Here is a 25264-nt window from a genome sequence, read left to right as displayed (position 1 = left end):
TCTTCACTATCTGCAAACTTTTGGCAAAGAATTTATGGAATATTCAACATTCGCCGTTCTATCAGTAAAAGTTGTTAAAGATGTAATGTGGGGCTTAATCGTCGCCCCAAATTTGGTGGAGTCGCAAAATATCGTTAACTTTGCAATCGTAAAGAGAAATCTCGGGAAAGTTATCTTTACAATAATAGATTTTAAACAGTTTATAGAAGAAACATGAAATATATTATCTTTGACTTTGACGGTACGATCGGAGATTCTCAAAGTCTGATCGTCAAGACATTGCAGGACACGATGAGGGCCAGGCATCTCGAAGTGAAATCGGATGAGGAATGTGCCAAGACTATCGGTTTACGACTGGATGAGGCTTTCGTCTCGCTCTTTGATATGAGTGATGAGGAAGGGATGGAGTGTGCTGCTACTTATCGCGAGATATTCCTGAAAAACAAGCAAACGATGATCGTAAAGCCGTTTCCTCATGTGATAGAAACGCTCAGGGAGTTGCATCATCGCGGATTTGTATTGGGAATGGCAAGCAGCAGAAACCATTGCTCGCTGGATGGATATGTGAAACAGATGCAGTTGGAGGATATTTTCTCCTCTATTGTGGCGGGTGATGATGTGGAGCATGTAAAACCGGCTCCCGATATGGTTTTCAAGGCTTTGGGAGAGATGAGAGGAATGAAAAATCCTGTAACTTCGCCTGATGACGTGAAGGATATGCTTGAAGAAACCTTAGTGGTTGGTGATATGAATTTCGATGTGGATATGGCGCATCATGCCGGTTGCAGAGCCTGTGCCGTAACTTATGGTAACGGAACCCGTGAACAGCTTGCCGCTGCAGAATGGATCATTGATGATTTCGCCGAACTTCAGGAAATCCTAAAAGGATAAATGTTTCTGAAAACATAAAATGCTCAAGGAGTAAAAAGATAAAATCAAGAAGTAAAAGAATAAAACAGGAAATGAATGAAAGATTATTTTATCGCTTGTAGAATAAAAAAGCAGGTGAAATAATCTTTTATTCATTTTTTTATTGTACCTTTGCAAGCGCAATTGGTTTGCTGCCACTTCCTGCCGCCGCAGGCATGGAGGGTGCGTAGTGATTAAAAGGGAATCGGGTGAGAAGCCCGGACAGTCCCGCTGCTGTAAGCGTCTTATTGCGGTAAGCACCATGGTCACTGACATTTTTTCGGGAAGACCGCTTGCCATGAGTTTTGCATCTTTTTATGGTTAACATAGAGTGAGATGCTGGGAGGATGCAAGTCAGAAGACCTGCCGTTGCCATCGGAAACGATATGATTAAAGGTTGTCTTTAGGGTAAGAGATTCCGATGATTCTATCCAACCCCGTGGGATGGGTTCGTGATGGAGACATATTATTTATTTACTTATTATATTAAGGTATAAGAAGATTAAATGAGAATAATGAAATTACTGCTATGCGTCGTGGGATGCATGGTAGCAAGTGGTGTACTATATGCACAGAAGCAGCATGTAGGTAGTTTGGATAGTATTCATACTATTAAGGAAGTTGTCGTAGTGGGTAATAATACTCCGAGTGTGATTCCGGCACAGGTGATGACAGGTGATGAACTGCAGCGGCTCAACTCGATGAGTGTGGCCGATGCCCTGCGTTTCTTCTCGGGTGTGCAACTCAAGGATTATGGTGGTGTGGGTGGTATCAAGACCATCAACATCCGTTCTATGGGTACCAATCATGTGGGCGTGTTCTATGATGGTATAGAACTCTCCAATGCACAAAATGGACAGGTGGATTTGGGAATGTATTCACTCGATAATATGCAGACTATCTCGCTTTATAATGGACAGAAAAGCCAGATATTTCAAGCTGCCAAGGAATTTGCTTCGGCAGGTTCGGTGTATCTGCAGACTCGTGTTCCAGAATTTGAAGAAGGTAAGGCTTATCATCTGAAAACGAAATTCAAGACTGGTTCTTTCGATCTGGTGAATCCATCGCTGCTTGTCGAACTGAATCTCTCTGATAGGGTGAAAGTTTCCTTCAATGGCGAATGGCTCAGCAGCAGTGGTAAGTATAAGTTCCGTTACCGTAGAAAGGCAGTAAAAACCGATGAAATCATGTATGATACAACGGCTGTAAGAGAGAATGGTGATATTCGTGCCACCCGACTGGAGGGAGCCTTATTTGGTGACGTTAAGGGAGGTGACTGGATGCTGAAAGCATATAATTATACCTCAGAACGTGGTGTGCCAGGGGCTATCGTTAATAATGTATGGCGGCGAGGCGAGCGTATCAGCGACAATAATTCTTTCATACAAGGTTATATTCATAAGCGCTTTTCTCCCCATTACCAAACGAAGTTAATGGCGAAATACTCTTACTTTCTCACCAAGTATGTCAACAAGGATACCACGGTAATGCTGATAGATAATGTGTATCGCCAGAAGGAGTTCTATCTGTCCACTCTGCATCAGTATGATCTTTGCTCTTGGTGGAAGGTGTCATGTGCTTATGATTTCCAGTGGAACAACATGGATGCTGATATGTATGGATTTGTGCATCCTACTCGCTGGAATCATATCGTGTCTTTAGCCACAGCAATAGCCTGGGGTGGATTCAAGATGCAGGGGAGTGTGGTTTATAATTATGTACATGATGTAACAAGGGATGCAGAGGCACCAGCCGATAAGAATACCTGGTCGCCGGCAGTGTTTCTCTATTATAAGCCGTTCCAAAACATAGGTTTCTCCTTGAGGGCCTTCTATAAGAAGAGTTTCCGCATGCCAACCTTCAACGACCTCTATTATGCAGAGATGGGCAACTCTAAACTTAACCCGGAATATACCACCCAGTATGATGTGGGATTTGCATATTTCAGTCCTCGTATGAAGGGAATATTGTATGAGTGGGCTGTGCAGGTGGATGGGTATCGTAATTTTGTGAGTGATAAGATTGTGGCTTATCCTAAGGGAGCACAGTTCCGTTGGACGATGCTCAACCTGGGCAAAGTGCATATCAATGGACTCGATGCCAAGGTAAGTGCAACTCTCCGACCATTGCGCAAACTTTATGTTACTACTCGTCTGCAATATACTTACCAGCAGGCCATTGATGTAACCAATCCTGCCGATACCTATTATCGCGACCAGATACCATATATTCCATGGAACAGTGGTTCGGCTGTGGTTCAGATGGATTACGGAACTTGGGGTTTGAACTATAGTTTTATTTATACCGGTGAGAGATATAACCAGCAGGAGAATATCATCTATAATCATACACAGCCATGGTATACTCACGACCTCTCTCTGCAGAAAAGTTTCAATTGGAAGGATTACAAGGCTCGTGTGGCATTAGAGGTGAATAATCTCTTCAGCCAGGACTATGATGTGATACTCAATTATCCGATGCCTAAGCGCAACTATCGCCTCACGTTGACGTTTGAGATGTAATAATGGTGGCAAGCATCAAAAAAAATAAAAACATGATGAAAAAGCTATTGCTATATTTACTAATAGGTACATGTTTGGTAAGCTGCCGCGAAGATGAAGTGGTGGTTCCTACTGAGTACGAAATTATCCCCGAGGAGGTGAAGCCGGGACAGAAAATTATCGGCATGTACCTGCTCAACGAGGGCAACATGGGTAGCAACAAGAGTACGCTCGATTATGTTGATTTCTCACAGGGGTATTATGTACGTAATCTCTATGCTGAGCGCAATCCTCATGTTATCAAGGAATTGGGTGATGTGGGCAATGACATTCAGATATATGGTTCCCGAATTTATGCCGTCATCAATTGCTCTAATAAAATAGAGGTGCTGGATGCTCGCACAGCTCATCGCATCGGGCAGGTTAATATCCCAAATGTGCGCTATGTGCGTTTTCACAAGGGGTATGCCTATGCCACTTCTTATGTAGGACCGGTGCAGCTCAATAACCCTGATGCGGTTCAAGGAGCAGTCTATAAGATAGATACGCTTTCGCTGAAGCCCGTGGCTAAATGTACGGTGGGATTCCAGCCCGATGAACTTTGTGTGTTGGGACAGTATATCTATGTGGCAAATTCAGGAGGATATATGGCTCCCAATTATGACAAGACCGTGTCGGTGATAGAAATAGAGGGATTCAAGCAAGTAGAGAAAATTCCTGTGGGTATCAATCTCCATCATATTAAAGCTGATAAGTACGGCAAACTTTGGGTAACTTCCCGGGGAGATTACCAGAACATCCACTCCAATCTCTATGTGTTAGTTAGAAAGAAAGGACGCAACGAGATGGAGGTAACTGATACGCTCAACATACCTTGCAGCAACTTCTGCATCAGTGGCGATTCGCTCTATTATTATGCCACGGAGTGGAACAACTATACACAGAAGAATACCATCACGTATGGTATCGTCAATGTAAAGACCCTGAAGAAAGTGAGCGACTCGTTTATTACCGATGGGTCGGAAAAAGACATCACCATCCCCTATGGTATCAATATCCATCCGGAAACACATGACATCTACGTAACAGATGCCAAAAACTATGTTTCGAGTGGGGTGTTGCACTGCTATAATCGGTATGGAGTGAAAAAGTGGAGTGTGAGGACAGGGGATATTCCTGCCCACATGTGTTTTCTTACAAAATAATGGAAGACGATGAAGATAAGATTATGTGATATATTGATCAGTTTGTTGCTGGGGATGGGATTGTCGAGTTGCCATCAGGACTTGGAAAACGTCTCATCGGGGCTCAATGACTACTATTATATTGAGCGCATGCGTAAACTCCGACTTTCGCCAGCCTATGAGGGCAAGAGCTATCGATGGACGGTGCAGACTTCAGATGGGCGGGATTCCCTGCTTAGTACGGATCGGGATTATGTGTTTCTTGCCGAAAAAGAAGGCACTTACACGCTTACTTTCTCCCTCGATGATGGGGAGCGTGGCTATAAGCATACTTTTCCCGTACAGGTGGTACATGAGGATACTGAGTATAGTCCCTATACAGCTAAAGTATATGAGTATCGACCAGCACCAGGGCAGTTTGTCAATACCATGCCTATTTATGAAAAGGGCGATAATGAAGAGACAATGCGCCAGAAAGCAGAAGATGATCTGACCAACGATGTGATGATTTCGTTAGGTTCCTACGGAGGTTATGTTACTTTCGGTTTTGATCATACCGTCATCAATGTGCCGGGGCAGAAAGACTTCTTTATTAAAGGAAATGCTTTCTATAGCGATATTCCCGCCTATAAGGACATGAAAGGAGGTTCGGCAGAACCGGGCATTGTAATGGTGGCGTTCGACCGCAACTGTAATGGTAAGGCGGATGATGATGAGTGGTATGAGTTGGCTGGCAGTGAATATTACAAGCCGGCAACGCTCAAAAACTATGAGATAACGTATCGCCGTCCGGATGATTTCCATAAACCGGTCCCTGATGTAACGGGGATGCTGGCCGATACCTTGTATATCCCTTGGACGGATAATCGTGGTGAAAGTGGCTATGTGGCCAAGAACTCATTCCATGCGCAGAATTATTATCCTGAGTGGATCAAGGCAGATGAGATGAAGTTTGAGGGAACTTTGTTGCCTCAAAACGGAGTGGACGAAAGTCATATAGGAACCTACTATGTACTTTATTCCTATCCGTGGGGATATGTTGATAATCATCCCAATGCGGAACAAGACCTCTGTTCCTTTGATATTTCCTGGGCTGTAGATAAGCAGGGAAATCCTGTGCATCTGCCAGGGGTTGATTTCATTAGAGTCTATACTGGAGTGAGACAGTATTGCGGATGGGTTGGAGAAACTTCCACGGAAGTGGCGAGAGCACAAGACTTGCATGTGGAAGTTAAATCGTCTTTACCTGATAATCCATAAGGTGAATAGATGATTGGTGATAAGAGAATAAATAGTTAATTATTATAAGTTTAATTTTAAGGTAATAAGTATGAAGAAGAAACTTTACTTTCTTTTATTGATGCTCTTGTGCACAACGTTTGCATTTGCACAAGTCTGCGTTCAGGGGGTACCTCGCAAATTAGCGAGAAGTGCCAAGGCTGAGATAGCCTCAGTCATGCCTAATATTGATTTTGATAATATCCAGTATTGGGTAGGAAATGGTAGAAATCATGCTGCTCTCGTTGTAAAATGGGATGATAGTAAAGGTAACAACACGAATTTAGTGTGGGGGTATAGATGGAGTGGTAAAGCCACTGGTGTGGATATGCTGAAAGCTGTTGCTGCTGCCGACCCACGCTTTTATATGTTAGTGAATGAGGGTACTCAATATGGTACTGCTGTTGGAGGACTTGGCTATGACATCAATGGGAATGGAAACATCAAACTATTGAATGGTAGTAGTTCCTTTAGTCTTACTGCTGGTACCTATAATTGTGCAGATTATACATTTGATAAGTTTACTTCTAATGATGCGTCAGATCACTGGTGTGCTGGTTGGTATAATGGCTATTGGAGTTATTGGACAACTAACTCTTTAGATCAAGCGTATGGCTATTCTTCAGTAGGAGCAACTTCACGAGAACTGACCAGTGGTTGTGTTGATGGATGGTCTTATATCTCTGATATGTCAAACTGGTATAGCAATGACATGAGTGGAAAACTCGAATATGTTTCAACTCTTACTGTTCCTACTGCTAAAGCTAAAATAAAGTCAGCAACAGCAGAGACAGGCAAGGTCACAACAGTAAACAATTTAAAGGAATTTGCTGAGGCACTGAAAAATGCAACAGATGGCGAGACTATTAAGTTCCGTGAGGGATTGCGTGGTACTGAGTTTGATACATCGGGCATATTAGATTATGCAGAGATTAACAACAGTGTTACTATTAATGGCAATGGTGTTGTCTTGACAAATGGTCCTCTTCCTTTGAATGCTTATCCGAGTGATTATAAGACAATCCGCATAACTGATTTCGTCTTTAAGAATTTGCAAGAAAGTGCTTTCTATTATGCTCCTTATAAAGGAGGAAGTTTGACTATTGACAGGTGTATTTTTGATGGTATCTCTGGAAATGGTGACGGCGTTGGTTGTGCTATCAGTGGTACATCAGCTAGTAAGGATATAAATGTTACTATCAGCAACTGTCGTTTTTCTAACATTAAAATGACAGGAAAGGGTAGTGTCTTAAATATTTGGGAGTTGCCTAATAAGGATTTGGTACATCTTAATCTTGTATCTTGTACCTTTGCTGATAATGATAAGGCTTCAGATGGTCTTATTTGTGTAGTGAATGCTCCACATGTACATTTTGCTAACAATGTGTTCTATAATAATGGAGATGGTATTACTCTTAATATTAAAAGTGATGATGCGGCAAAAGACGTTGTTTCTTATGGATATAATGTAATAAATGGTACGATTACTGAGTCTGCAAAATCTCGTCTGCTGAACAGTGATATTTGTAGTACAGACCTTTCTCCTGTAGTCAAGTTCGTTGATGGAGAGTACCAGGTAGTAAAGAATGGTGCTGCTTATAATCATCTTCCTGCCAATACGAAGATTGAAGGCATTACATTGCCAGAACGTGATGTACTTGGTACAATTATAGATTACTCTCAGCCAACTCAGACTGGTGCTTGCCAGTTGGTATATGATGAGAATGCTAATACAGACTATACCAAGGGAACATTTATTGTTAATGAAGACTGGTATGGTCATCAGAACTCTACTGTCAATTTTTTGACTAATGACGGCGAGTGGGTTTATCGTGTTGTCCAGAAGGAGAATCCTGGTATAGAGTTGGGATGTACTGCTCAATATGGCCAGATTTATGGCGATAAGTTCTATGTGACGTCAAAGCAGGAGAAAGACCCTGGAGCTTCTGTTGTCGGTGGTCGTGTCAATATTCTTGACGCCAAGACCATGAAGATGGAGAAGCAGATTCAGACTATATCTACAGGTGATAATGGCACAAGCAATGCTGATGGCCGTGCATTCCTTGGCGTAGATGAGCATAAAGGCTATGTTGGTACAAGCAATGGTATCTTTATCCTCGACCTCGATAAGCAGGAAATTGCTGGTAGTGTGGAGGGAACCACAAATGGTGGAGGTAGTGCTTACGATCAGCTTTATAGCGGACAGATTGGTAGTATGATTCGTGTTAACGATCGTGTATTCGCTGTACACCAGAAGAGTGGTCTTCTTGTTATTGATGCCAATACAGATAAGGTTGAACAGGCTATTGCTGCACCTGAAGGATGGGGCTTTGGTTCTGTAGTTCTTTCTAAAGACGGAAACCTCTGGTTGAGTTTAGCTGCCACATCGGGTACAGGAAAGGCTGACAACAGAATCGTCAAGATCAATCCTAATACTTTGGAGCAGAACATCATTGATTTGCCAGAAGATATTTATGGACCTGCTAATTCTTGGTATGCTTGGACTCCCGATTGCTTCTGTGCAAGCAATCAGCAGAACGTACTCTACTGGAATGGTGGAAGCAATTCTTGGTTTAGTAACTATACTATCTATAAGTATGACATAGACTCTAATAAGTTCTCTAAGTATCTTGACTATACAGATGCGGCTGATGGCTTCTATATCTACGGTTGCTCATTCCGCGTAGATCCTGTAAGTGATGATGCATACGTTAGTTTGTACAAGGGCTTTGGTGATGCTACTTATGTGGTTCGCAAGTATGATGCAGAGGGTAAACAACTTGCAGAATATCCAATGATTTCTAACTATTGGTTCCCATCATTACCTGTATTCCCTGATAATGTGGCTCCTGTGATTGCTAATCCTGTAGGAGATTTGACTTTGGCAGCTGATAAGACTGCTACTATTGATCTGAAAGATCTTGCCACTGATGCAGACAACTTTGATGCTGCTATCGTTAAGAGTGTGAAAACTGTCAGTGATGCATCTGTGTTGGATGCCAAGATGCAATATGGTTCACTTGTCATCACTCCAAAGAAGGAGGGTAAGACTACTGTTACTATTAAGGTTAATTCCAATGGTAAGTTGGCTGAGTCTACATTTGCTGTTACTGTAACTCCTGCTACTGGTATCAAGAATATTACCACTAATGGTGCAGTCGAGGTGGCTCGATTCTCTGCTGATGGCAAGCGCATCTCTGCTCCTCAGAAGGGTCTCAACATCATCCGCATGAGTGATGGTTCTACCCGCAAGGTGGTAGTAAAGTAATTCTGCTTTTTAGCAATCAGTGAAATATCTGAAAAATAATAAGCCCAGAGCAAATTGCCCTGGGCTTTTTAAGTTCTTATCGTTTCCGAATCTTTATTCCTCCATCAACTTGCGATAGCGACCCTTCTTGATCTCTGTATCTCCAAGGCGGTGTGCCTTGTTGATTTCATACTCAGAATAGCTGCCCTCGAAGAAGAATACCTCACCGTTGCCCTCGAAGGCAAGGAGGTGGGTACAGATACGATCAAGGAACCAGCGGTCGTGGCTGATAACCACAGCACAACCGGCAAATGCCTCCAAACCTTCCTCCAAAGCACGCAGCGTGTTCACGTCGATATCGTTGGTAGGCTCATCGAGAAGCAAAACGTTACCTTCCTGCTTCAATGCCAAAGCCAACTGCAGGCGGTTGCGCTCACCACCCGAGAGAACACTGCAGAGCTTGCTCTGGTCGGTGCCCGAGAAGTTGAAACGGCTGATGTAAGCACGTGCATTCACATCTCTGCCACCTAGACGCAAGGTCTCATTGCCCTGAGAAATCACCTCGTAAACGGTCTTCTGAGGGTCGATGTCCTTGTGCTGCTGGTCAACATAAGCTAACTTCACGGTCTCACCCACCTCGAATGTACCGTCGTCAGCCTGCTCCAATCCCATGATGAGGCGGAAGAGGGTAGTCTTACCGGCTCCGTTAGGACCGATGACACCCACGATGCCGTTAGGAGGAAGCATGAAGTTGAGGTCGTTGAAGAGAACTTTCTCGCCGAATGCCTTCTTTACATGCTGAGCCTCGATAACCTTGTTACCTAAGCGAGGACCATTAGGGATGAAGATTTCCAGCTTCTCCTCGCGCTCCTTCTGCTCCTGGTTGAGCATCTGCTCGTAAGAGTTCAGACGAGCCTTACCCTTAGCCTGACGGGCCTTAGGTGCCATGCGAACCCATTCCAACTCACGCTCCAAGGTCTTGCGGCGCTTAGATGCAGTCTTCTCCTCCTGAATCATTCGCTTGGTCTTCTGGTCGAGCCATGAAGAGTAGTTGCCCTTCCATGGAATACCCTCGCCACGGTCCAACTCCAGAATCCACTCGCTCACGTCATCAAGGAAATAGCGGTCGTGGGTTACGGCGATGACGGTTCCCTCATACTGCTGTAGGTGCTGCTCCAACCAGTCGATGCTCTCAGCATCCAGGTGGTTGGTAGGCTCATCGAGTAGGAGCACATCCGGTTTCTGCAAGAGCAAGCGGCAGAGAGCCACACGGCGGCGCTCACCACCAGAGAGGTTGGTTACCGGCCAATCGCCAGGAGGACAGTGGAGAGCATCCATCGCACGCTCCAGTTTGGAGTCGATGTTCCAGGCATCGGTAGCATCAATGATGTCCTGCACCTCAGCCTGTCGCTGCATCAGCTTGTCCATTTTATCTGGGTCTCCGTAATATTCTTCGAGACCGAACTTATTGTTGATGTCCTCGTACTCAGCGAGTGCATCATAAATCTTCTGCACACCCTCCATCACGTTCTCCTTCACGGTCTTGTTTTCGTCGAGCGGAGGGTCCTGTGGCAAGTAGCCCACAGAGTAACCTGGGCTCCATACCACCTCGCCTTGTGTAGGCTGTTCCAATCCAGCGATGATTTTCATCAAGGTAGATTTACCTGCACCGTTCAGACCGATGATGCCTATTTTTGCTCCGTAGAAGAACGATAGGTAGATGTTCTTCAGAATCTGTTTCTGGTTTTGTGGGATAATCTTAGATACGCCCACCATTGAGAAGATGATCTTCTTGTCGTCAACTGTTGCCATATAATAATTAAAAAAATGTGTTATGCCAATCGGATGCTCATCGGGCTCACGGTGATGAGTCGCTTCTTGTAGAGATCTCCGATGGCACGCTTAAATACTTTCTTGCTTACGTGGAATCGCTCGTAGATATCGTCTGCCTCGCTCTTGTCGCCCAGATTGCATTCCCCGTCATTGTCGAGCAGGTACTGGTAGAGGGTTTCTGCGAAATCGGCAGTCTGTTCCATGCCGGTCTTCTGCAGGGTAACGTCTATCTTTCCGTCTGGGCGTACTCGTCCGATGTAGCCCTTTAGTTTGTCGCCTGTATGGATATACTGGAATATCTGGCTCTTGTAGAGCAGACCGGAGTACTGGTTATCGATGATGACCTTGAATCCGAGGTCGGTTTTCTGCCAGATGAGCAGATCCACTTCCTCTCCATGCTTGTAGTGAGGATGGTCTTCCTTCAGGTATCTTTCCACCTTGGCTGAGGCTACGATGCGGTAACTCTCCTCATCGATATGGATATGAACGATGTAGGAATTGCCCAATACCATGCGCTTCTTCTGTTCGCGGAATGGGCAGAAGATGTCCTTCATCAGTCCCCAACCGAGGAAAGCACCATATTCGTTGACCCATTTCACTTCGAGATAGGCGAAGTCGCCCACTTTGGCAAGAGGGGTTTCGGTGGTGGCGATGATACGCTCTTCCTGGTCGAGATAGATGAAAACGTCAATCTCGTCGCCAATGGAAAGTCCCTCCGGTACGTAGCGAGTAGGAAGGAGGATTTCTCCTTCATCGCCTCCGTCGAGGTACATGCCGAAATCTACTTTCTTTACAACTCTGAGGCGGTTGTAATCGCCGAGCTTTATCTTGTTTGCCATGTTTTCTTGTTTACTTCTTTTCTTGGATTCTTATTCCTTCTTGTGAATTCTGATCTTCTTTCTGCGAATGCGAATTCTATGATCTTAGATTACATCCTCCTGTTCACTCTTTTCCTGAACAATATTTTCCTGGACTTTTTCTTCCTGAATGTCCTTTGCAGGAGTCTCGCCTTCAGCAGAATTAGCCTCTACGGTTTTCTCGATCATTCCGTCTTTCAGGTGAATGGTGCGGTCGGTGATGGCAGCAAGCCCCTCATCGTGGGTTACGATAACGAAGGTCTGTCCGAACTTGTCACGCAGATCGAAGAACAGTTGGTGCAGTTCTGCCTTGTTTTTGGTATCGAGGCTTCCTGATGGTTCATCGGCCAGGATGACGGCAGGATTGTTGACCAATGCTCGGGCCACAGCCACACGCTGTTTCTCGCCACCGGAGAGTTCGGCAGGCTTGTGGTTGGCTCTATCGCTCAGACCCATGAACGCCAGCAGTTCCTCAGCGCGTTCCTTCGCCTGTTTGCGACTCTTGCCTGCAATGAAGGCAGGAATCATGATGTTCTCCAATGCGGTGAACTCAGGCAGGAGTTGGTGAAACTGGAACACGAAGCCCAGATGCTGGTTGCGGAAATCGCTCAGTTTCTTGGTGGAGAGCATGCTCACATCAATGCCGTCGATGATGATATTTCCTGCGTCAGGCTTATCGAGGGTTCCGATGATCTGGAGCAGCGTGGTTTTGCCGGCTCCGCTGGGACCGACAATGCTTACCACCTCGCCCTTGTCGATGTGCAGGTCGATGCCCTTAAGTACCTGCAGCGAGCCGAAGCTTTTGGTTATGCCTTTGATATCTATCATTTTTCTTTTCTTTTCGTTTGTATCAGTAGGCAAAGTTAAGCAAAATAATTGGAAATGCCTAATTGTTGAAGACAAAATAACTAAGTTTTTCTTAAAAATGTTTGGAATGTAGGGTTTCGGGAGAAATGTTTACATTATTTAGTGCGGAAAATGTGCTCATTTCGAATAAAAGTAGTAACTTTGCATTTAAATAGTTTCTGATTTTGATATTTTACCAGATATGATAGATAGACCGACGATAGAAAGAATTATGGATTCCACCAAGATAGAAGAGGTGGTAGGAGAATTCGTGACCCTTAAGAAACGAGGGGTCAACTACATCGGCTTGTGCCCTTTCCACAACGACTCCCATCCGTCTTTCTCTGTATCGCCGACCCGTGGCATCTGTCATTGTTTCACCTGTGGCAAGGGTGGTAATGCCATCAACTTCCTCATGGAACTGGAACAGATGACCTATCCCGATGCCTTGCGATGGCTTGCCAAGAAATATCATATCGAAATCAAGGAACGAGAACTGACCAACGAGGAAAAACAGCGGGAGAGCGAAAGGGAATCTATGTTCATCGTCAACGAGTGGGCTGCCAAGTATTTCCAGGATATCCTTCAGAATGATGTGGACGGTCGTGCCATCGGTATGCAGTATTTCAGAAGCCGCGGTTTCAGAGATGACATCATCCGAAAATTTCAGCTCGGCTTTTCGCTCAACAGTCGTACTGCTCTTGGTGAGGCGGCAGTGAAACAGGGTTATAATCCGAAGTATCTGGTCAAGACGGGTGTGCTCATCGCCTCTGATAATGAACCGGGAAAGTATTTCGACCGATTCTCAGGCCGTGCCATCTTCCCATGGTTCAGTGTGAGTGGCAAGGTGGTGGCTTTCGGCGGACGTGTGCTCGATAGCCGTACCAAGGGTGTGAGCCAGAAATATGTCAACTCGCCCGACAGTGAAATTTATCACAAGGAACGTGAACTCTACGGACTTTTCCAGGCGAAGAAGGCGATAGCCAAGGAAGATTGCGTGTTTATGGTGGAGGGCTATACTGACGTGATTTCCATGCAGCAGTGTGGCATTGAAAACGTGGTGGCCAATTCGGGTACGGCACTCAGCATCTATCAGATCCGACTCTTGCATCGCTTTACCAATAATATCGTATTGCTCTATGATGGTGATCAGGCGGGTGTGCATGCTGCCCTGAGAGGAACCGACATGCTGCTGGAGGAGGAGATGAACGTCAAGGTGCTTTTCCTGCCTGATGGAAACGACCCTGACAGTTTTGCACGCAATCATACTGCCGAGCAGTTCAGACAATATATTGCAGACCATCAGACAGACTTTATCCAGTTTAAGACCGACGTGATGCTCAAAGGCGTTACCGACCCCGTGAAGCGAAGTGAGGCCATCAATTCCATCGTGGAGAGCATCTCGAAGATCAAGAATCAGATTACCCGAGCGGCTTATATCACCGACTGTTCTCATCGTTTGGGAGTCAACGAGGCGGTTATCATCAATGCTCTCAATTCCTTCATCCGCAACGGAATGAGCGAGCAGGTGAAGGAGGAACGCCGGGCTGCAGGACTCAGAGATGCTGGCTATCCGGTGAAGCAGCAGGCATTGCGACAGGCGGCTGTCACTCCGCTTGACAAACTGATGGAGGTGGAAGACCTGCTCATCAAACTGGTAATCCATCATGGCGATGAAATCATCAAGGTGCAGGATGCTGATGGCAATGATGTGGAACTGCCAGCCGCCCAGTATATCTATCTGGACATGGAGGGCGATGACTTCAAGTTCCACCATTCCATCTACAATCAGATTATGGCTGAGGCTATGGAGCATATTGAGGAGGAAGGATTCAGATGTGAAACCTATTTCGCTGCTCATCCCAACCCGGAAATCAGTAGGATAGCTGGTATTCCGACGGGTGAGCAGGAGATAACGACGGCAAGTCTGCAGATGAAGATGAACGAGGAGAAACTGCGCCAGCAGATATTCAAGGACATGCTTTCCTTCCGTACCCACTATATTGCGCAGCGTATTATCGAGGTGCAGCAGGAGTTCAAGCAGAATCCTGGCAACAGGGAACTTTTGGAGGAATTCGTGAAACTGAAGAAGATGAACATGCTCGTGGCGTCACAGTCGAATAATGTCTTCAACTAAAATATAATATAAGGAGGTAAGAAAATGCTGTATATCCATTGGTTTCTGCTGGTAGTATATCTGGCGATAACGATAAGTGGAATCGTGGCTGTTCTCATGGACAACAAGCAACCGGAGAAAGCCATGGCATGGATTCTTGTGCTCTGTTTCATGCCGGTAGTCGGCATCATCTTCTATCTTTTCTTCGGCAAGAATACCCGTAAGGAAAAGGTAATCAGCAAGCGCAGTATGGACTTGCTCACCAAGCGCAGCATGCTCGAATTTGCCGAGCAGGAAGACCTGCATATCCCTCGCCGCAACAGACCGCTGATGAAACTGTTTACCAACCAGAACTGGGCGCTCCCTTTCAAGGATAATGAGGTGGATATTCTCATGGACGGCTATGAGTTTGCATTCTCACTCCTGAATGCCATCGGACAGGCGAAGGACCATATTCATCTGGATACTTATATCATCGAAGACGATGCTTTAGGAAATCTGGTGGCTGATGCGCTGATAGACAAGGTGCGTGAGGGCGTGGAGGTACGACTGATATACGACGATGTGGGGTGCTGGAAGGTGAAAAACCGCTTCTTCGAAAGGATGATTAAGGCAGGAGTGCGTGTACAGGCTTTCATGCCAGTTAAATTTCCTGCCTTTACGGGTAAGGTGAACTATCGCAACCATCGCAAACTCTGTGTCATCGATGGAAAGGTGGGATTTATTGGGGGCATGAATATTGCCATGAGATATGTGAAGGGAACGGCAAAGCAGGCTTGGAGAGATACGCATCTCCGTATCCGTGGCGGTGCTGTCTATGCCATCCAGCGAGCATTCCTTGTGGACTGGTATTTCGTGTGCCGGGAACTCATCAACGACCGCCGCTATTATCCGTCTGTAGATAAGAGTATTTCCAATAATTGTCTTACGCAGATCGTGACAAGCAGCCCTGTTTCACCTTGGCCTGACATCATGCAGGGCTATGTACGCATCATCCTGCAGGCTCACAGATATGTGTATATGGAGAGTCCTTATTTCTTGCCTACGGAGCCCGTGCTCTTTGCCATGCGAACCGCAGCTTTGGCGGGAGTAGATGTCAGACTCATGGTGCCTCGCCGGGGCGATGCCAAACTGGTGGAATGGGCTTCGCGTTCTTATCTGATGGAGGTGATAGAGGCTGGTGTGAAAGTTTATCTTTATGAGGATGGATTCAACCATAGCAAACTTCTGGTAAGCGATGATAATCTGAGTTCCTGCGGCAGTACCAATATCGATTTCCGCAGTTTTGAGAATAATTTCGAGGCTAATGCCTTCTTCTTTGGTGAGGGAATGGCTTTGCGTATCAAGCGGATATTCCTGGCAGATCAGGAACGCTCCATGCTGGTCGATGATGTGGCTTATTTCATCAAGCGCCCGTTCTTCCAGCGATTGTTTGAATCGCTTGTGAGACTGCTCTCTCCATTGTTGTAGAGCGATCTTCTTGATGATGTGTCGTTGGGTAATTTTTGCTGAAGATTTCGTATAACGATTTTTTGATTTAGAAACTTAAAACTATAGAATATGGATGCAACTTATATGGAATTGACTATTCGTCTTACGCTGGCACTCTTGTTGGGTGGAGCGATAGGTATCGAACGTGAATATCGTGCCAAGGAAGCTGGTTTCCGTACTCATTTCCTTGTAGCTTTGGGTAGTGCTCTTTTCTGTCTCGTGTCTCAGTTTGGCTTTGGAGTAGATTTGAAGGATTCCTCCCGAGTGGCAGCACAGGTAGTTTCGGGCATTGGATTTTTAGGTGCCGGTACGATTATCTTTCAGAAGAATGTGGTGCGCGGCTTGACTACGGCAGCAGGTCTTTGGGTCACGGCAGCCATCGGCTTAGCTTGCGGTACGGGCATGTATTTGGCAGCGGTGCTTACCACGGCTATGGTGTTGTTAGGACTGGAGGTGCTGAACTATTGGATTCCTCAGTTGGGATTATCCACCATTGAGTTGTCCTTTTCAGCTCCATCCCGTGAGAGTGTGAAGGAATTTATCACGCGCATCAAGCAGGATGGGATGGAAGTACATTCTTATGAGTTGAAGGAACGTCGCTTGTCAAAGGAAGAATTTCTGGAAGCAAGCATAGAAATCAGAGCGAAACGCGACTTTCATACATTGGAGATACTGGATTATATGAATGATTTTTCGGATGTCACGATTTCTACGATTAAGTAGAACATGGTGTGTCAATAAGTCCACTCAGTATGCTCGAAAAGGTCCCACAGATATCACTGATTTGGCTTGAGGTCTCAAAAAGATCTGTGTAAATCTGTGATATCTGTGGGAGTATGTGTTTTAGACGTTCCGTTTTATTAGAAAAATCTTGCCAGATAATCGTAGTGCTCGCCTTCAGCAATCAGTTCGCCATGTAATCCACAACTCTCTGCGATGGATTTGAGCAGCGGGAAATCAACATAGAGCCAGTCGAAAGAGTCTCCCTTTACGTCTTTGTAAACCATCTGATAATCCACTTCGCCATAGTAGGCTGCATTGAGATTGATGTCGAAACTTCCGTCCTCGTTCTCGTAGATGTATTTGATGTCAGAAGAATCGATGAGAATCTGTCCGTCTTTATTGAGCAAAGCCTTGAGACGGTTGAAAAGGGCGGGAAGGTTTTCTATTTTTCCGGCAATTCCAGTACCGTTCATCAGGGGAAGAATGGTATCGAAGCCACTCTCCAGATGTTCATCGAAAAGGTTGATGCATTCTACATCCTTCACTCCTCTCAGTTCCATCGCTTCGCAGCTCAGAGGAGAAATATCAATGGCTTTTACCTCCAAGCCCTTCTCCTGCAAGGCGAGCGTATGGCAGCCGCTGCCGGCTCCGATATCCAGTACACGCCCTTTTGTGAGTTGCAAGGCCTTCTGCTCCAGCATCGGCATCTCTTCAACTTTTCTGAAGAGATGTTTCACCGGCATTTCGTCCTCTTCGAACATAGAAGAGAGCACACGTAATCTTCCTACTCTTTCCGATTTCTGATAATCAAGGATAGCGGCACCCATCGGGTCTTTGTCTTTTGATAGTATCTTTATATTCATTTATTTTGCAATTTTTGAGTGCAAAATTAATGCTTTTTCATTGAATATGCAAGTGTTAGGGAGATTATCTGCTGCTTCTTAATATTTCTCTTACCTTTTGCTTTTCGCTTTCAAAATTGAATTGCTGATAGATATCTGTTGCATTCTGCAAATCTACTATGCGGGGAGCCATCATGCTGAGGACTTTCATCTTGCTATCGTCAAAAGAGAAAATTTTCATGATGCGAACGACCTGGGCACAGGAATAATAGCATCCGAGACTTGCTACTTCTATCAAATCGAACTTGTTGTCATCAAAGCTTGCCTTCTTCACCTTATTATATAGTTTGGAGAAGGAAGCATCATCGAGACAATAACCGTAATCCATTCTGCCATCTGGATCACATCTTCCATCGTAGATGGGTGGGGTAGGGTGTTGTGACTGCTGTACATTCGATGTTTGGCTGTTTGGTTCTATGATTCTTGTATCGTACTGCACAACCTTTCCGTTTCTGTCGAAGAAGACCGTGATGTACTTGGAATCTCCAAACAGATTGGTGTTTTTGGCGTATTCCCATTTGTCTCCATAGATATTGAAACTGGTGAGTTTCGGCTCTCCCAAGATGGCAATCACTTCTTGTTTGGTCATTCCGCGCTCTACGTTTCTCTTTCCTTTAGCCGATGCTGACATACATACGGCAAACATCAATATTGTTGTGGCAATCAGTGCCATCAGTTCATTTCTTTTCATAATCGTTACTGTTTTTGAGGGTTCCAAATCATTTACTGAAACATTCTTGTTGTTTTGTTTCGCTTGCAAAAGTATGCTTTTCTCATGAGATGGTATGGAATAAATCCCTAAACTTGAAAGGAAAATCCCTATCGTGTGGGATTCATACACTTGGGAGTTGCTAAATGATTTTGACCGGAAATGACTGTGACCACTTTGACCAGATATTGAATTCTCTTCATTTTCCTCGGTTCCCTCTTTGACTCCTGACTTTCCATTTACTCCTGTCTTTCTTCTTGATTCGTGTTTTTTGCAGCCTTCCCTTTCTTGCCTTTTTTTAGTCTTAATAGACGACCGGCGTTTGTTGTCTATTAAGACCAAACTCAGTCTTAATAGATGCCTTTCTCAAGGCACAAAGGCTGTTTCGCAATTGCTGGATGCAAAGATACTACATTTTGGGATAATATCCGGTCATAGCGGTCATGGTAATTTTCGGTCAAAATCCTTCGGGGGATGCCATGTTCCTTCAGAATTTGCGGGTTTCAACAAAAATAATAAATAAGAAAAGTCCGTGGAAATTTGTTTCCCCACGGACTTTCTTATTATATTGTTATTGAAGCTTCTGCCTTAACGTTCTGGATAATAGCTATAAATCAAGTAACCATTTCCATACAGGTATCACTTCTATTTTCTTGTCTTTTACAACAATCTCTTCTTCCAACTCGTAAGTTAGGATTATGAGACGCTTGCAATCCAATACCTTGGAAAGTTTGATAAGAGATGTAGATTCTCTTTCCCAAGTTTCTGTAGATTTTTTGGGATTGTAGCTTACTTGTATAGCCATTGCTGCATCAGGTATATAAAAATCTACTTCTATATTAGTATTTCTCTGATAACTTCTTTTTGTATCATAATCTCTTATTGTTTAATTGATTTTGCAAAAATACGACTATTTTGTTAAATCGACTAAACAATATGCATAATTTAACATAAAAAGTATCTATATATCCTAGTTGATGTCGTTTTAAGATACCGGATAGCTTATGTTCATTTCGATGCATGGATGATTGGGGAGAGCCAGGCTCTATGCTTCGCAATCCAAGAATCAGTGAGATTTTCCATGATACGAATCTTGCTGAGACTAAGGGTACTGGTATTGGTGCGATGCGCAGATTGATGAAGGAGGCAGGCTTGATGCCGCCAACTTTTGAGTCGAACCATGAAGCGAATAAGTTTACGGCAAGACTTCTGCTCCATCATTTCCTCAGCAAGGAGAATATGGAGTGGTTGGCTCAATATGCCGAGTTTGGTTTGGTGAATGAGCAGAAATTGGCTCTTGTCTTTGTTAGAGAGGTAGGGGCGATTGATAATGCTACGTATCACCAGCTGGATTCTTCGATTACTCATGCCCGTGCACGTCTGGAGATTCATAAGCTCTGCGATCTTGGATTCCTAGAGAAGAAAGGGCAGGGTCGTAACACTTACTATATAAGAACCTCCAAGGTGGTATCCTTAGAAGAAAGGTTACGACCTCAAGGCGAAAGGTTACTACCTCAAGATGAAAAGATACCACCTCAGCATGGTACATTGGGAGAAAAGATACCACCTCAGGGCGAAAGGTTACTACCTCAGCATGGTATATTGGGCGAAAGGTACCAAGGTGAGAACGAAAGGTACCAAGCTTTTGAAGAAAGGTACCAAGGTGAGGTTGGTACCTTTGGAGAAAGGTACCAAGGTGTAAATCGGGAAGAATTGTTGCTTCTGTTGCCTGATGATATAAAAAAGAGAATTGATGAGGTCGGGAAAAGGGTTCCTAAAGATGTTCTGAACAAGTTGGTGGTTGATATGTGTTCTATTATTCCTTTAAGTATGGATGATCTTTCTGTATTGCTACATAGAAATTCAAAGTCATTCAAAAATAAGAATATTAAGGTTCTGTTGGAAAACAATCAGCTCTTTTATTGGATTCCGGAGATGATTAATCATCCACAACAAAAGTATATAGCAGATCCTTCAATGACTCGAAGTAAAACAAAGAAGAAAAAATAAAATAAAAAAGTCCGTGGTAATTTGTTTTCCCACGGACTTTCTTATTATATTGTTATTGAAGCTTATGCCTTGAAACTCTCCAAGTCTTCTGCCTTGAAGTTCTGGATGTATGCTGAATGGCCGAGAACTTCCTCCTCTGCCATGCGAACATATACATTTGCACTCTTGGCAAACAGCTCTGGTGCCTTAGTTGCATCATCGAGGATGAGGAGAGACATTACGATGTCGCCAGTCATGTTGTAGAGACGGCGAGCCAGGAAGTCGTGAACTGCCTGATCGTTAGCTTCCTTCACCTTGTTGATGGCAGCCTCGTAAAGTTCTACAAGCTTGGCTACACGCTCCTTCAATGCCTTCAAATCATCAGAAACCTCGCTCTCCAACATCTCCTTGATGATGCTGAGATAAGTGCCGTTGGTGATGTAGCGGATGGCTGCAACTACCTGAAGCTGAGTAGTTCCCTCATAGATAGAGAAGATGCGGGCATCACGGAACAGGCGCTGGCACTTGTACTCCATGATGAAACCAGAACCACCATGAATGCTGATGGCATCGTATGCATTCTGGTTGGCATACTCTGAGTTCATACCCTTAGCCAATGGAGTGAACGCATCAGCCAAGCGGGTGTATTTCTTCATCTCCTGACGCTCCTCTGGAGTGAGCTTAGTGTCGCGGGCGATGTCTTCCAAAGCCTTGTAGATATCTACGTAGCGAGCGCAGCAGTAGAGGAGTGAACGGCCTGCATCCAACTTAGCCTTCATTCTTGAAAGCATGTCATATACAGCAGGGAAGTTGATGATCTTCTCTCCAAACTGAGCACGCTCCTTGGCATAAGCCAAGCCCTCGTTGTAAGCCTCCTGCTCAACACCTACACTCTGAGCTGCAATACCCAGACGGGCACCGTTCATCAAAGCCATCACGTACTTAATCAATCCGAGACGGGTGTTACCGCAAAGTTCTGCCTTGGCATTCTTGTAAACCAACTCGCAGGTTGGAGAACCATGAATACCCAACTTGTGCTCGATGTGACGAACAGTAACGCCACCATCACGCTTGTCGTAGATGAACATAGAAAGGCCACGACCATCCTTGGTTCCTTCCTCAGAACGAGCCAGAACCAAGTGGATGTCTGAGTCACCATTGGTGATGAAACGCTTCACACCATTCAGACGCCATGTGCCGTCCTCATCCTGTGTAGCCTTCAACATCACGCGCTGCAAGTCAGAACCTGCATCAGGCTCTGTCAAGTCCATACTCATGGTCTCGCCAGCGCAGATGCGAGGAATGTACTTTTGGCGTTGCTCCTCAGAACCGAACTCATAGAGTGTATCGATACAACTCTGGAGAGACCAGATGTTCTGGAAACCGGCATCAGCAGCTGCGATAATCTCAGAAGCCATAGAGAAGATGGCGTTAGGCAAGTTCAAGCCGCCATAACGACGAGGCATTGACAAGCCCCAGAGGCCAGCCTTGCGGGTAGCATCGAGGTTCTCGAATGTCTTGCTGGCATAAATCATGCGACCGTTTTCCAAGTGTGGACCTTCGAGGTCAACATCCTCAGAGTTTGGTTCGATGATGTTAGCAGCTACATCGCCAGTAATATCCAGCAATCGCTTGTAGTTCTCGATGGCATCCTCGTAGTTTACTGGAGCATCTTCAAACTGGTCTTTTTCTACATAATTTCTTTCCTTCAAGTCCACAACACGCTTCATGAGCGGATGATTCAAGTGGAACTCTATTTCAGGATGGTCTGTATAATAATTAGCCATTTTTACTTTTCTTATTTAAATAAAATATGTAATGCGCTACGAAGTTTTATGAAATAGGCTTCAAAGGCAACTGAAGCCTGTTTCAAATGCTATCGAAGCCTGTTTCATTTGCCTGTGAAGCTTACTTAGAATTCTGCTTGTAGTACTTGATGAGCTTAGGAACTACATCCTCAACATTACCATTGATAACGTAGTCGGCAATCTTGTTGATTGGAGCATCTGGGTCGTTGTTCACAGAGATGATGATGCCTGAATCCTGCATACCGGCGATGTGCTGGATCTGACCAGAGATTCCGCAAGCAATATAAACCTTTGGATGAACAGTAACACCTGTCTGACCAATCTGACGGTCGTGATCTACCCAACCTGCATCTACGGCAGCACGGGAAGCACCAACCTCACCATGCAAGAGATGAGCCAACTCGAAGAGCTGGTCGAAACCTTCCTTACTTCCTACGCCATAACCACCAGCTACAACGATGGCAGAACCCTTCAGGTTGTGCTTAGCAGCCTCTACGTGGTGGTCGAGTACCTTAACTACGAAGTCCTCAGCAGGAACATACTTGCTTACCTCTGGGTAAACCACTTCCTTCTTGCACTCACCCTCGTAGATGCTCTTCTGCATCACGCCAGAGCGGACTGTAGCCATCTGTGGACGATGATCAGGATTGACGATAGTAGCCACGATGTTTCCACCGAAAGCAGGACGGATCTGATAGAGCAGACCTTCATAGTGCTTGCCGCTCTTCTTGTCATCGTAATCACCAATCTCAAGTTCTGTACAGTCGGCAGTCAGACCACTGGTGAGGGAAGAAGAAACACGAGGACCGAGGTCACGACCGATAACGGTAGCACCCATCAGTGCAATCTGAGGTTTCTCCTCCTTGAAGAGGTTGACGAGAATGTCTGTATGAGGAGCTGAAGTGTATGGGAATAAACCCTCAGCATCGAAAACAAATAATTTATCTACACCATAAGGGAGAATCTGATCCTCTACCTGACCCTTGATGCCGGTACCAGCCACGATGGCATGGAGCTCCACACCCTGTTGGTTAGCGAGCTTACGACCCTTGGTGAGCAATTCCTGAGATACTTCGGCAACGGTTGTGCCTTCTACCTCGCAATATACAAATACGTTGTTCATTGTCTTTTTTAATAAAGCATTTTAAAATGAATCGGTTTGCTGAATCATCACGGATGATTAACCGATAATACTTTCGTTCAACAATTCCTTCATCAAGCTGTCGATGTCCTCATCGCTGCTGGTCAAGGTCTTGCTTTCCTTAGCCTGGAACACGATGTTCTTTACAGCCTTCACCTTGGTAGGGGAACCGCTCAAACCGCACTGTGCAGGGTCGCCGTCAACATCGGCCACGCTCCACTGGTTCAGAGTCAGGTAAGGGCGCTCCTCATAGAGATTAGCCCAAGGCTCATCACCCTTGCGCTCCATAGGGCAAGTAGCGTATTTATATTTCATTACGAGCTTCACATTGCATGGGCGACATGGAGCTGCACTACCATTCACGGTAATAACCAATGGCAATGGAGCTTCTACTGTCTCTACACCACCATCAATGAGGCGGCGGATAGTAGCCTTGCCATCTTCTACCTTCAGAATCTCCTCTGCATAGGTAACCTGGTTCAATCCCAACTTCTGAGCCACCTGTGGACCTACCTGAGCTGTATCACCATCGATAGCCTGACGACCACCAATCACGATGTCAACGTCACCAATCTTCTGGATACCAGTAGCAAGGGCATAGGATGTAGCCAATGTATCAGCACCGGCAAAGAGACGGTCGGTAAGCAACCAACCCGTATCTGCACCACGATAAAGACCCTGACGTATGATTTCGCCAGCACGTGGAGGACCCATTGTCAAAATACCAACTGTAGAACCAGGATTCTGCTCCTTCAAACGAAGAGCCTGCTCCAATGCGTTCAAATCCTCAGGATTGAAGATTGCAGGAAGGGCTGCACGATTTACGGTGCCTTCGGCAGTCATCGCGTCCTTACCCACATTTCTTGTGTCAGGTACTTGCTTGGCAAGTACTACGATTTTTAAACTCATATTAATAAATGGTTATTGTTATAATATTCTAAGTTTGTTAGTGCTCGGTACTCAAGTTGTCCGTTTTCGAGTTCGCTTTTCGGACTGTCCAATGTCAATTTGGGACAAAACACAGCCGCAAAAGTACCATTTTTTTATCTTTTACCAAAATATTTCGTTATAAAAATGCACAATTTTGTTTTCTTTGTGCGCAAAATAGAATATTTGTGCATGTTTTTCTTGGAGTTATGGAAGAAATGTTATAGTTTTGTAGGCGAATGAGAAGGTGTGTTTTTCCTCTTATACGTCTCATATATAAGAAACTACAGCAAAACAATAAAAGGAATCAACAATATATGAAAAAGGTTTTTGTAAGTGGTTGCTATGATCTGTTGCACAGTAGTCATGTTGAGTTCTTCCGCCAGGCTTCACTGTTTTCTGAGAGCCCTATATATAATAAGGTGGAAAATGGTCTGATGGGGGAGAATAATATGGCAATAGGCTTCTTTGTACCGCTTGTCTGTTTTATCGTAGTGGCTGCTTTTGCTGCAAACGTTATCCGAAAATAAAGGGGCTTTAGCAAGAAAAGATAGCTTCTCAAATCAGAGTGGCTCTGTAAATAAAAGAAAAGACAGAAAAGTTTAACCGGAACGGATAGACTTTCCTGTCTTTTTCTTTGTTTATTCTCACCCATCCACAAGTTCCTGCTATGCTCTGACTTATACTGATATAGATAGACACATTTATGGTTAATTAATAAAATGTGTTTAGTAATGAGTAAAAAGTACAAAAGTTACAGTAAGGAAGACAAATTGTCTTTACTTTGCGACTATTATCAGTCA

Annotated in this window: 19 protein-coding genes and 1 riboswitch; of the genes, 10 read left to right on the top strand and 9 right to left on the bottom strand. The window is 44.7% G+C overall.

Features of this window, described 5'->3' with window-relative positions:
- The first annotated feature begins 213 nt into the window (after nt 1–213).
- The 5 genes from EXN75_RS13890 to EXN75_RS13870 all read left to right on the top strand — a co-directional run bounded on the left by EXN75_RS13890 (nt 214) and on the right by EXN75_RS13870 (nt 9140).
- Nucleotides 214–891 carry an HAD family hydrolase gene (locus EXN75_RS13890; RefSeq protein ID WP_134844256.1) on the top strand — a complete coding sequence of 226 codons (678 nt, stop codon included), beginning with the start codon at nt 214–216 and terminating at the stop codon, nt 889–891.
- A 151-nt stretch (nt 892–1042) separates the two neighbouring features.
- A riboswitch (cobalamin riboswitch) is annotated at nt 1043–1294 on the top strand.
- 130 nt (nt 1295–1424) lie between these two features.
- On the top strand, nt 1425–3431 hold the full coding sequence (locus tag EXN75_RS13885; protein WP_246031409.1) for a TonB-dependent receptor: 2007 nt from the start codon (nt 1425–1427) through the stop codon (nt 3429–3431).
- 35 nt (nt 3432–3466) lie between these two features.
- Complete coding sequence (locus EXN75_RS13880; RefSeq protein ID WP_134844259.1) at nt 3467–4615, top strand: YncE family protein; 1149 nt, start codon at nt 3467–3469, stop codon at nt 4613–4615.
- A gap of 9 nt (nt 4616–4624) precedes the next feature.
- On the top strand, nt 4625–5854 hold the full coding sequence (locus EXN75_RS13875; RefSeq protein WP_134844254.1) for a cell surface protein: 1230 nt from the start codon (nt 4625–4627) through the stop codon (nt 5852–5854).
- A 70-nt stretch (nt 5855–5924) separates the two neighbouring features.
- Nucleotides 5925–9140, top strand: a complete 3216-nt coding sequence (locus tag EXN75_RS13870; RefSeq protein WP_134844253.1) for a DUF5074 domain-containing protein — start codon at nt 5925–5927, stop codon at nt 9138–9140.
- 93 nt (nt 9141–9233) lie between these two features.
- Here EXN75_RS13870 and ettA read toward each other — a convergent pair whose 3' ends face one another.
- The 3 genes from ettA to EXN75_RS13855 form a co-directional block, all read right to left on the bottom strand.
- Complete coding sequence (gene ettA / locus EXN75_RS13865) at nt 9234–10931, bottom strand: energy-dependent translational throttle protein EttA (RefSeq protein ID WP_134844252.1); 1698 nt, start codon at nt 10929–10931, stop codon at nt 9234–9236.
- 20 nt (nt 10932–10951) lie between these two features.
- Complete coding sequence (locus EXN75_RS13860) at nt 10952–11791, bottom strand: CvfB family protein (RefSeq protein WP_022109750.1); 840 nt, start codon at nt 11789–11791, stop codon at nt 10952–10954.
- A gap of 84 nt (nt 11792–11875) precedes the next feature.
- Nucleotides 11876–12637, bottom strand: a complete 762-nt coding sequence (locus tag EXN75_RS13855) for an ABC transporter ATP-binding protein (RefSeq protein ID WP_134844251.1) — start codon at nt 12635–12637, stop codon at nt 11876–11878.
- Nucleotides 12638–12857: 220 nt separating this feature from the next.
- On the opposite strand from EXN75_RS13855, the gene dnaG reads away from it, so the two are divergent.
- The 3 genes from dnaG (at nt 12858) to EXN75_RS13840 (ending at nt 16985) form a co-directional block, all read left to right on the top strand.
- Nucleotides 12858–14792, top strand: a complete 1935-nt coding sequence (gene dnaG / locus EXN75_RS13850) for a DNA primase (RefSeq protein ID WP_134844250.1) — start codon at nt 12858–12860, stop codon at nt 14790–14792.
- 24 nt (nt 14793–14816) lie between these two features.
- Nucleotides 14817–16241 (top strand): cardiolipin synthase, encoded by a 1425-nt coding sequence (cls, locus tag EXN75_RS13845; protein WP_134844249.1) that lies wholly within the window; start codon nt 14817–14819, stop codon nt 16239–16241.
- A 90-nt stretch (nt 16242–16331) separates the two neighbouring features.
- The gene (locus tag EXN75_RS13840) at nt 16332–16985 is read left to right on the top strand and encodes an MgtC/SapB family protein (protein WP_134844248.1); all 654 of its coding nucleotides are present in this window, start codon (nt 16332–16334) and stop codon (nt 16983–16985) included.
- Nucleotides 16986–17122: 137 nt separating this feature from the next.
- Here EXN75_RS13840 and EXN75_RS13835 read toward each other — a convergent pair whose 3' ends face one another.
- The 3 genes from EXN75_RS13835 to EXN75_RS13825 all read right to left on the bottom strand — a co-directional run bounded on the left by EXN75_RS13835 (nt 17123) and on the right by EXN75_RS13825 (nt 19401).
- Nucleotides 17123–17848 carry a class I SAM-dependent methyltransferase gene (locus tag EXN75_RS13835; RefSeq protein WP_134844247.1) on the bottom strand — a complete coding sequence of 242 codons (726 nt, stop codon included), beginning with the start codon at nt 17846–17848 and terminating at the stop codon, nt 17123–17125.
- 64 nt (nt 17849–17912) lie between these two features.
- Nucleotides 17913–18578: a DUF4476 domain-containing protein gene (locus EXN75_RS13830; RefSeq protein WP_134844246.1), complete on the bottom strand. Its 666-nt coding sequence runs from the start codon at nt 18576–18578 to the stop codon at nt 17913–17915.
- 625 nt (nt 18579–19203) lie between these two features.
- Nucleotides 19204–19401, bottom strand: coding sequence for a hypothetical protein (locus EXN75_RS13825; RefSeq protein WP_118117354.1), 198 nt, complete (start codon nt 19399–19401; stop codon nt 19204–19206).
- Between the two features lie 215 nt (nt 19402–19616).
- On the opposite strand from EXN75_RS13825, the gene EXN75_RS13820 reads away from it, so the two are divergent.
- Nucleotides 19617–20606, top strand: a complete 990-nt coding sequence (locus tag EXN75_RS13820) for an ATP-binding protein (RefSeq protein WP_134844245.1) — start codon at nt 19617–19619, stop codon at nt 20604–20606.
- 62 nt (nt 20607–20668) lie between these two features.
- Here EXN75_RS13820 and EXN75_RS13815 read toward each other — a convergent pair whose 3' ends face one another.
- The 3 genes from EXN75_RS13815 to EXN75_RS13805 form a co-directional block, all read right to left on the bottom strand.
- Nucleotides 20669–22372, bottom strand: coding sequence for an acyl-CoA dehydrogenase family protein (locus tag EXN75_RS13815; RefSeq protein ID WP_134844244.1), 1704 nt, complete (start codon nt 22370–22372; stop codon nt 20669–20671).
- 121 nt (nt 22373–22493) lie between these two features.
- A complete protein-coding gene (locus EXN75_RS13810) occupies nt 22494–23516 on the bottom strand; it encodes an electron transfer flavoprotein subunit alpha/FixB family protein (protein ID WP_006847062.1) in 1023 nt (340 codons plus the stop codon).
- Nucleotides 23517–23573: 57 nt separating this feature from the next.
- The gene (locus EXN75_RS13805; protein ID WP_118117360.1) at nt 23574–24443 is read right to left on the bottom strand and encodes an electron transfer flavoprotein subunit beta/FixA family protein; all 870 of its coding nucleotides are present in this window, start codon (nt 24441–24443) and stop codon (nt 23574–23576) included.
- A 335-nt stretch (nt 24444–24778) separates the two neighbouring features.
- Between EXN75_RS13805 and EXN75_RS13800 the strand changes: the two genes are divergently transcribed.
- On the top strand, nt 24779–24991 hold the full coding sequence (locus EXN75_RS13800) for a hypothetical protein (RefSeq protein WP_134844243.1): 213 nt from the start codon (nt 24779–24781) through the stop codon (nt 24989–24991).
- The last annotated feature ends 273 nt before the right edge of the window (nt 24992–25264 follow it).

The sequence above is a fragment of the Segatella hominis genome (assembly GCF_004535825.1).
GTDB classification, from domain to species: domain Bacteria; phylum Bacteroidota; class Bacteroidia; order Bacteroidales; family Bacteroidaceae; genus Prevotella; species Prevotella hominis.
This window is presented reverse-complemented; position numbering and strand designations above follow the sequence as displayed.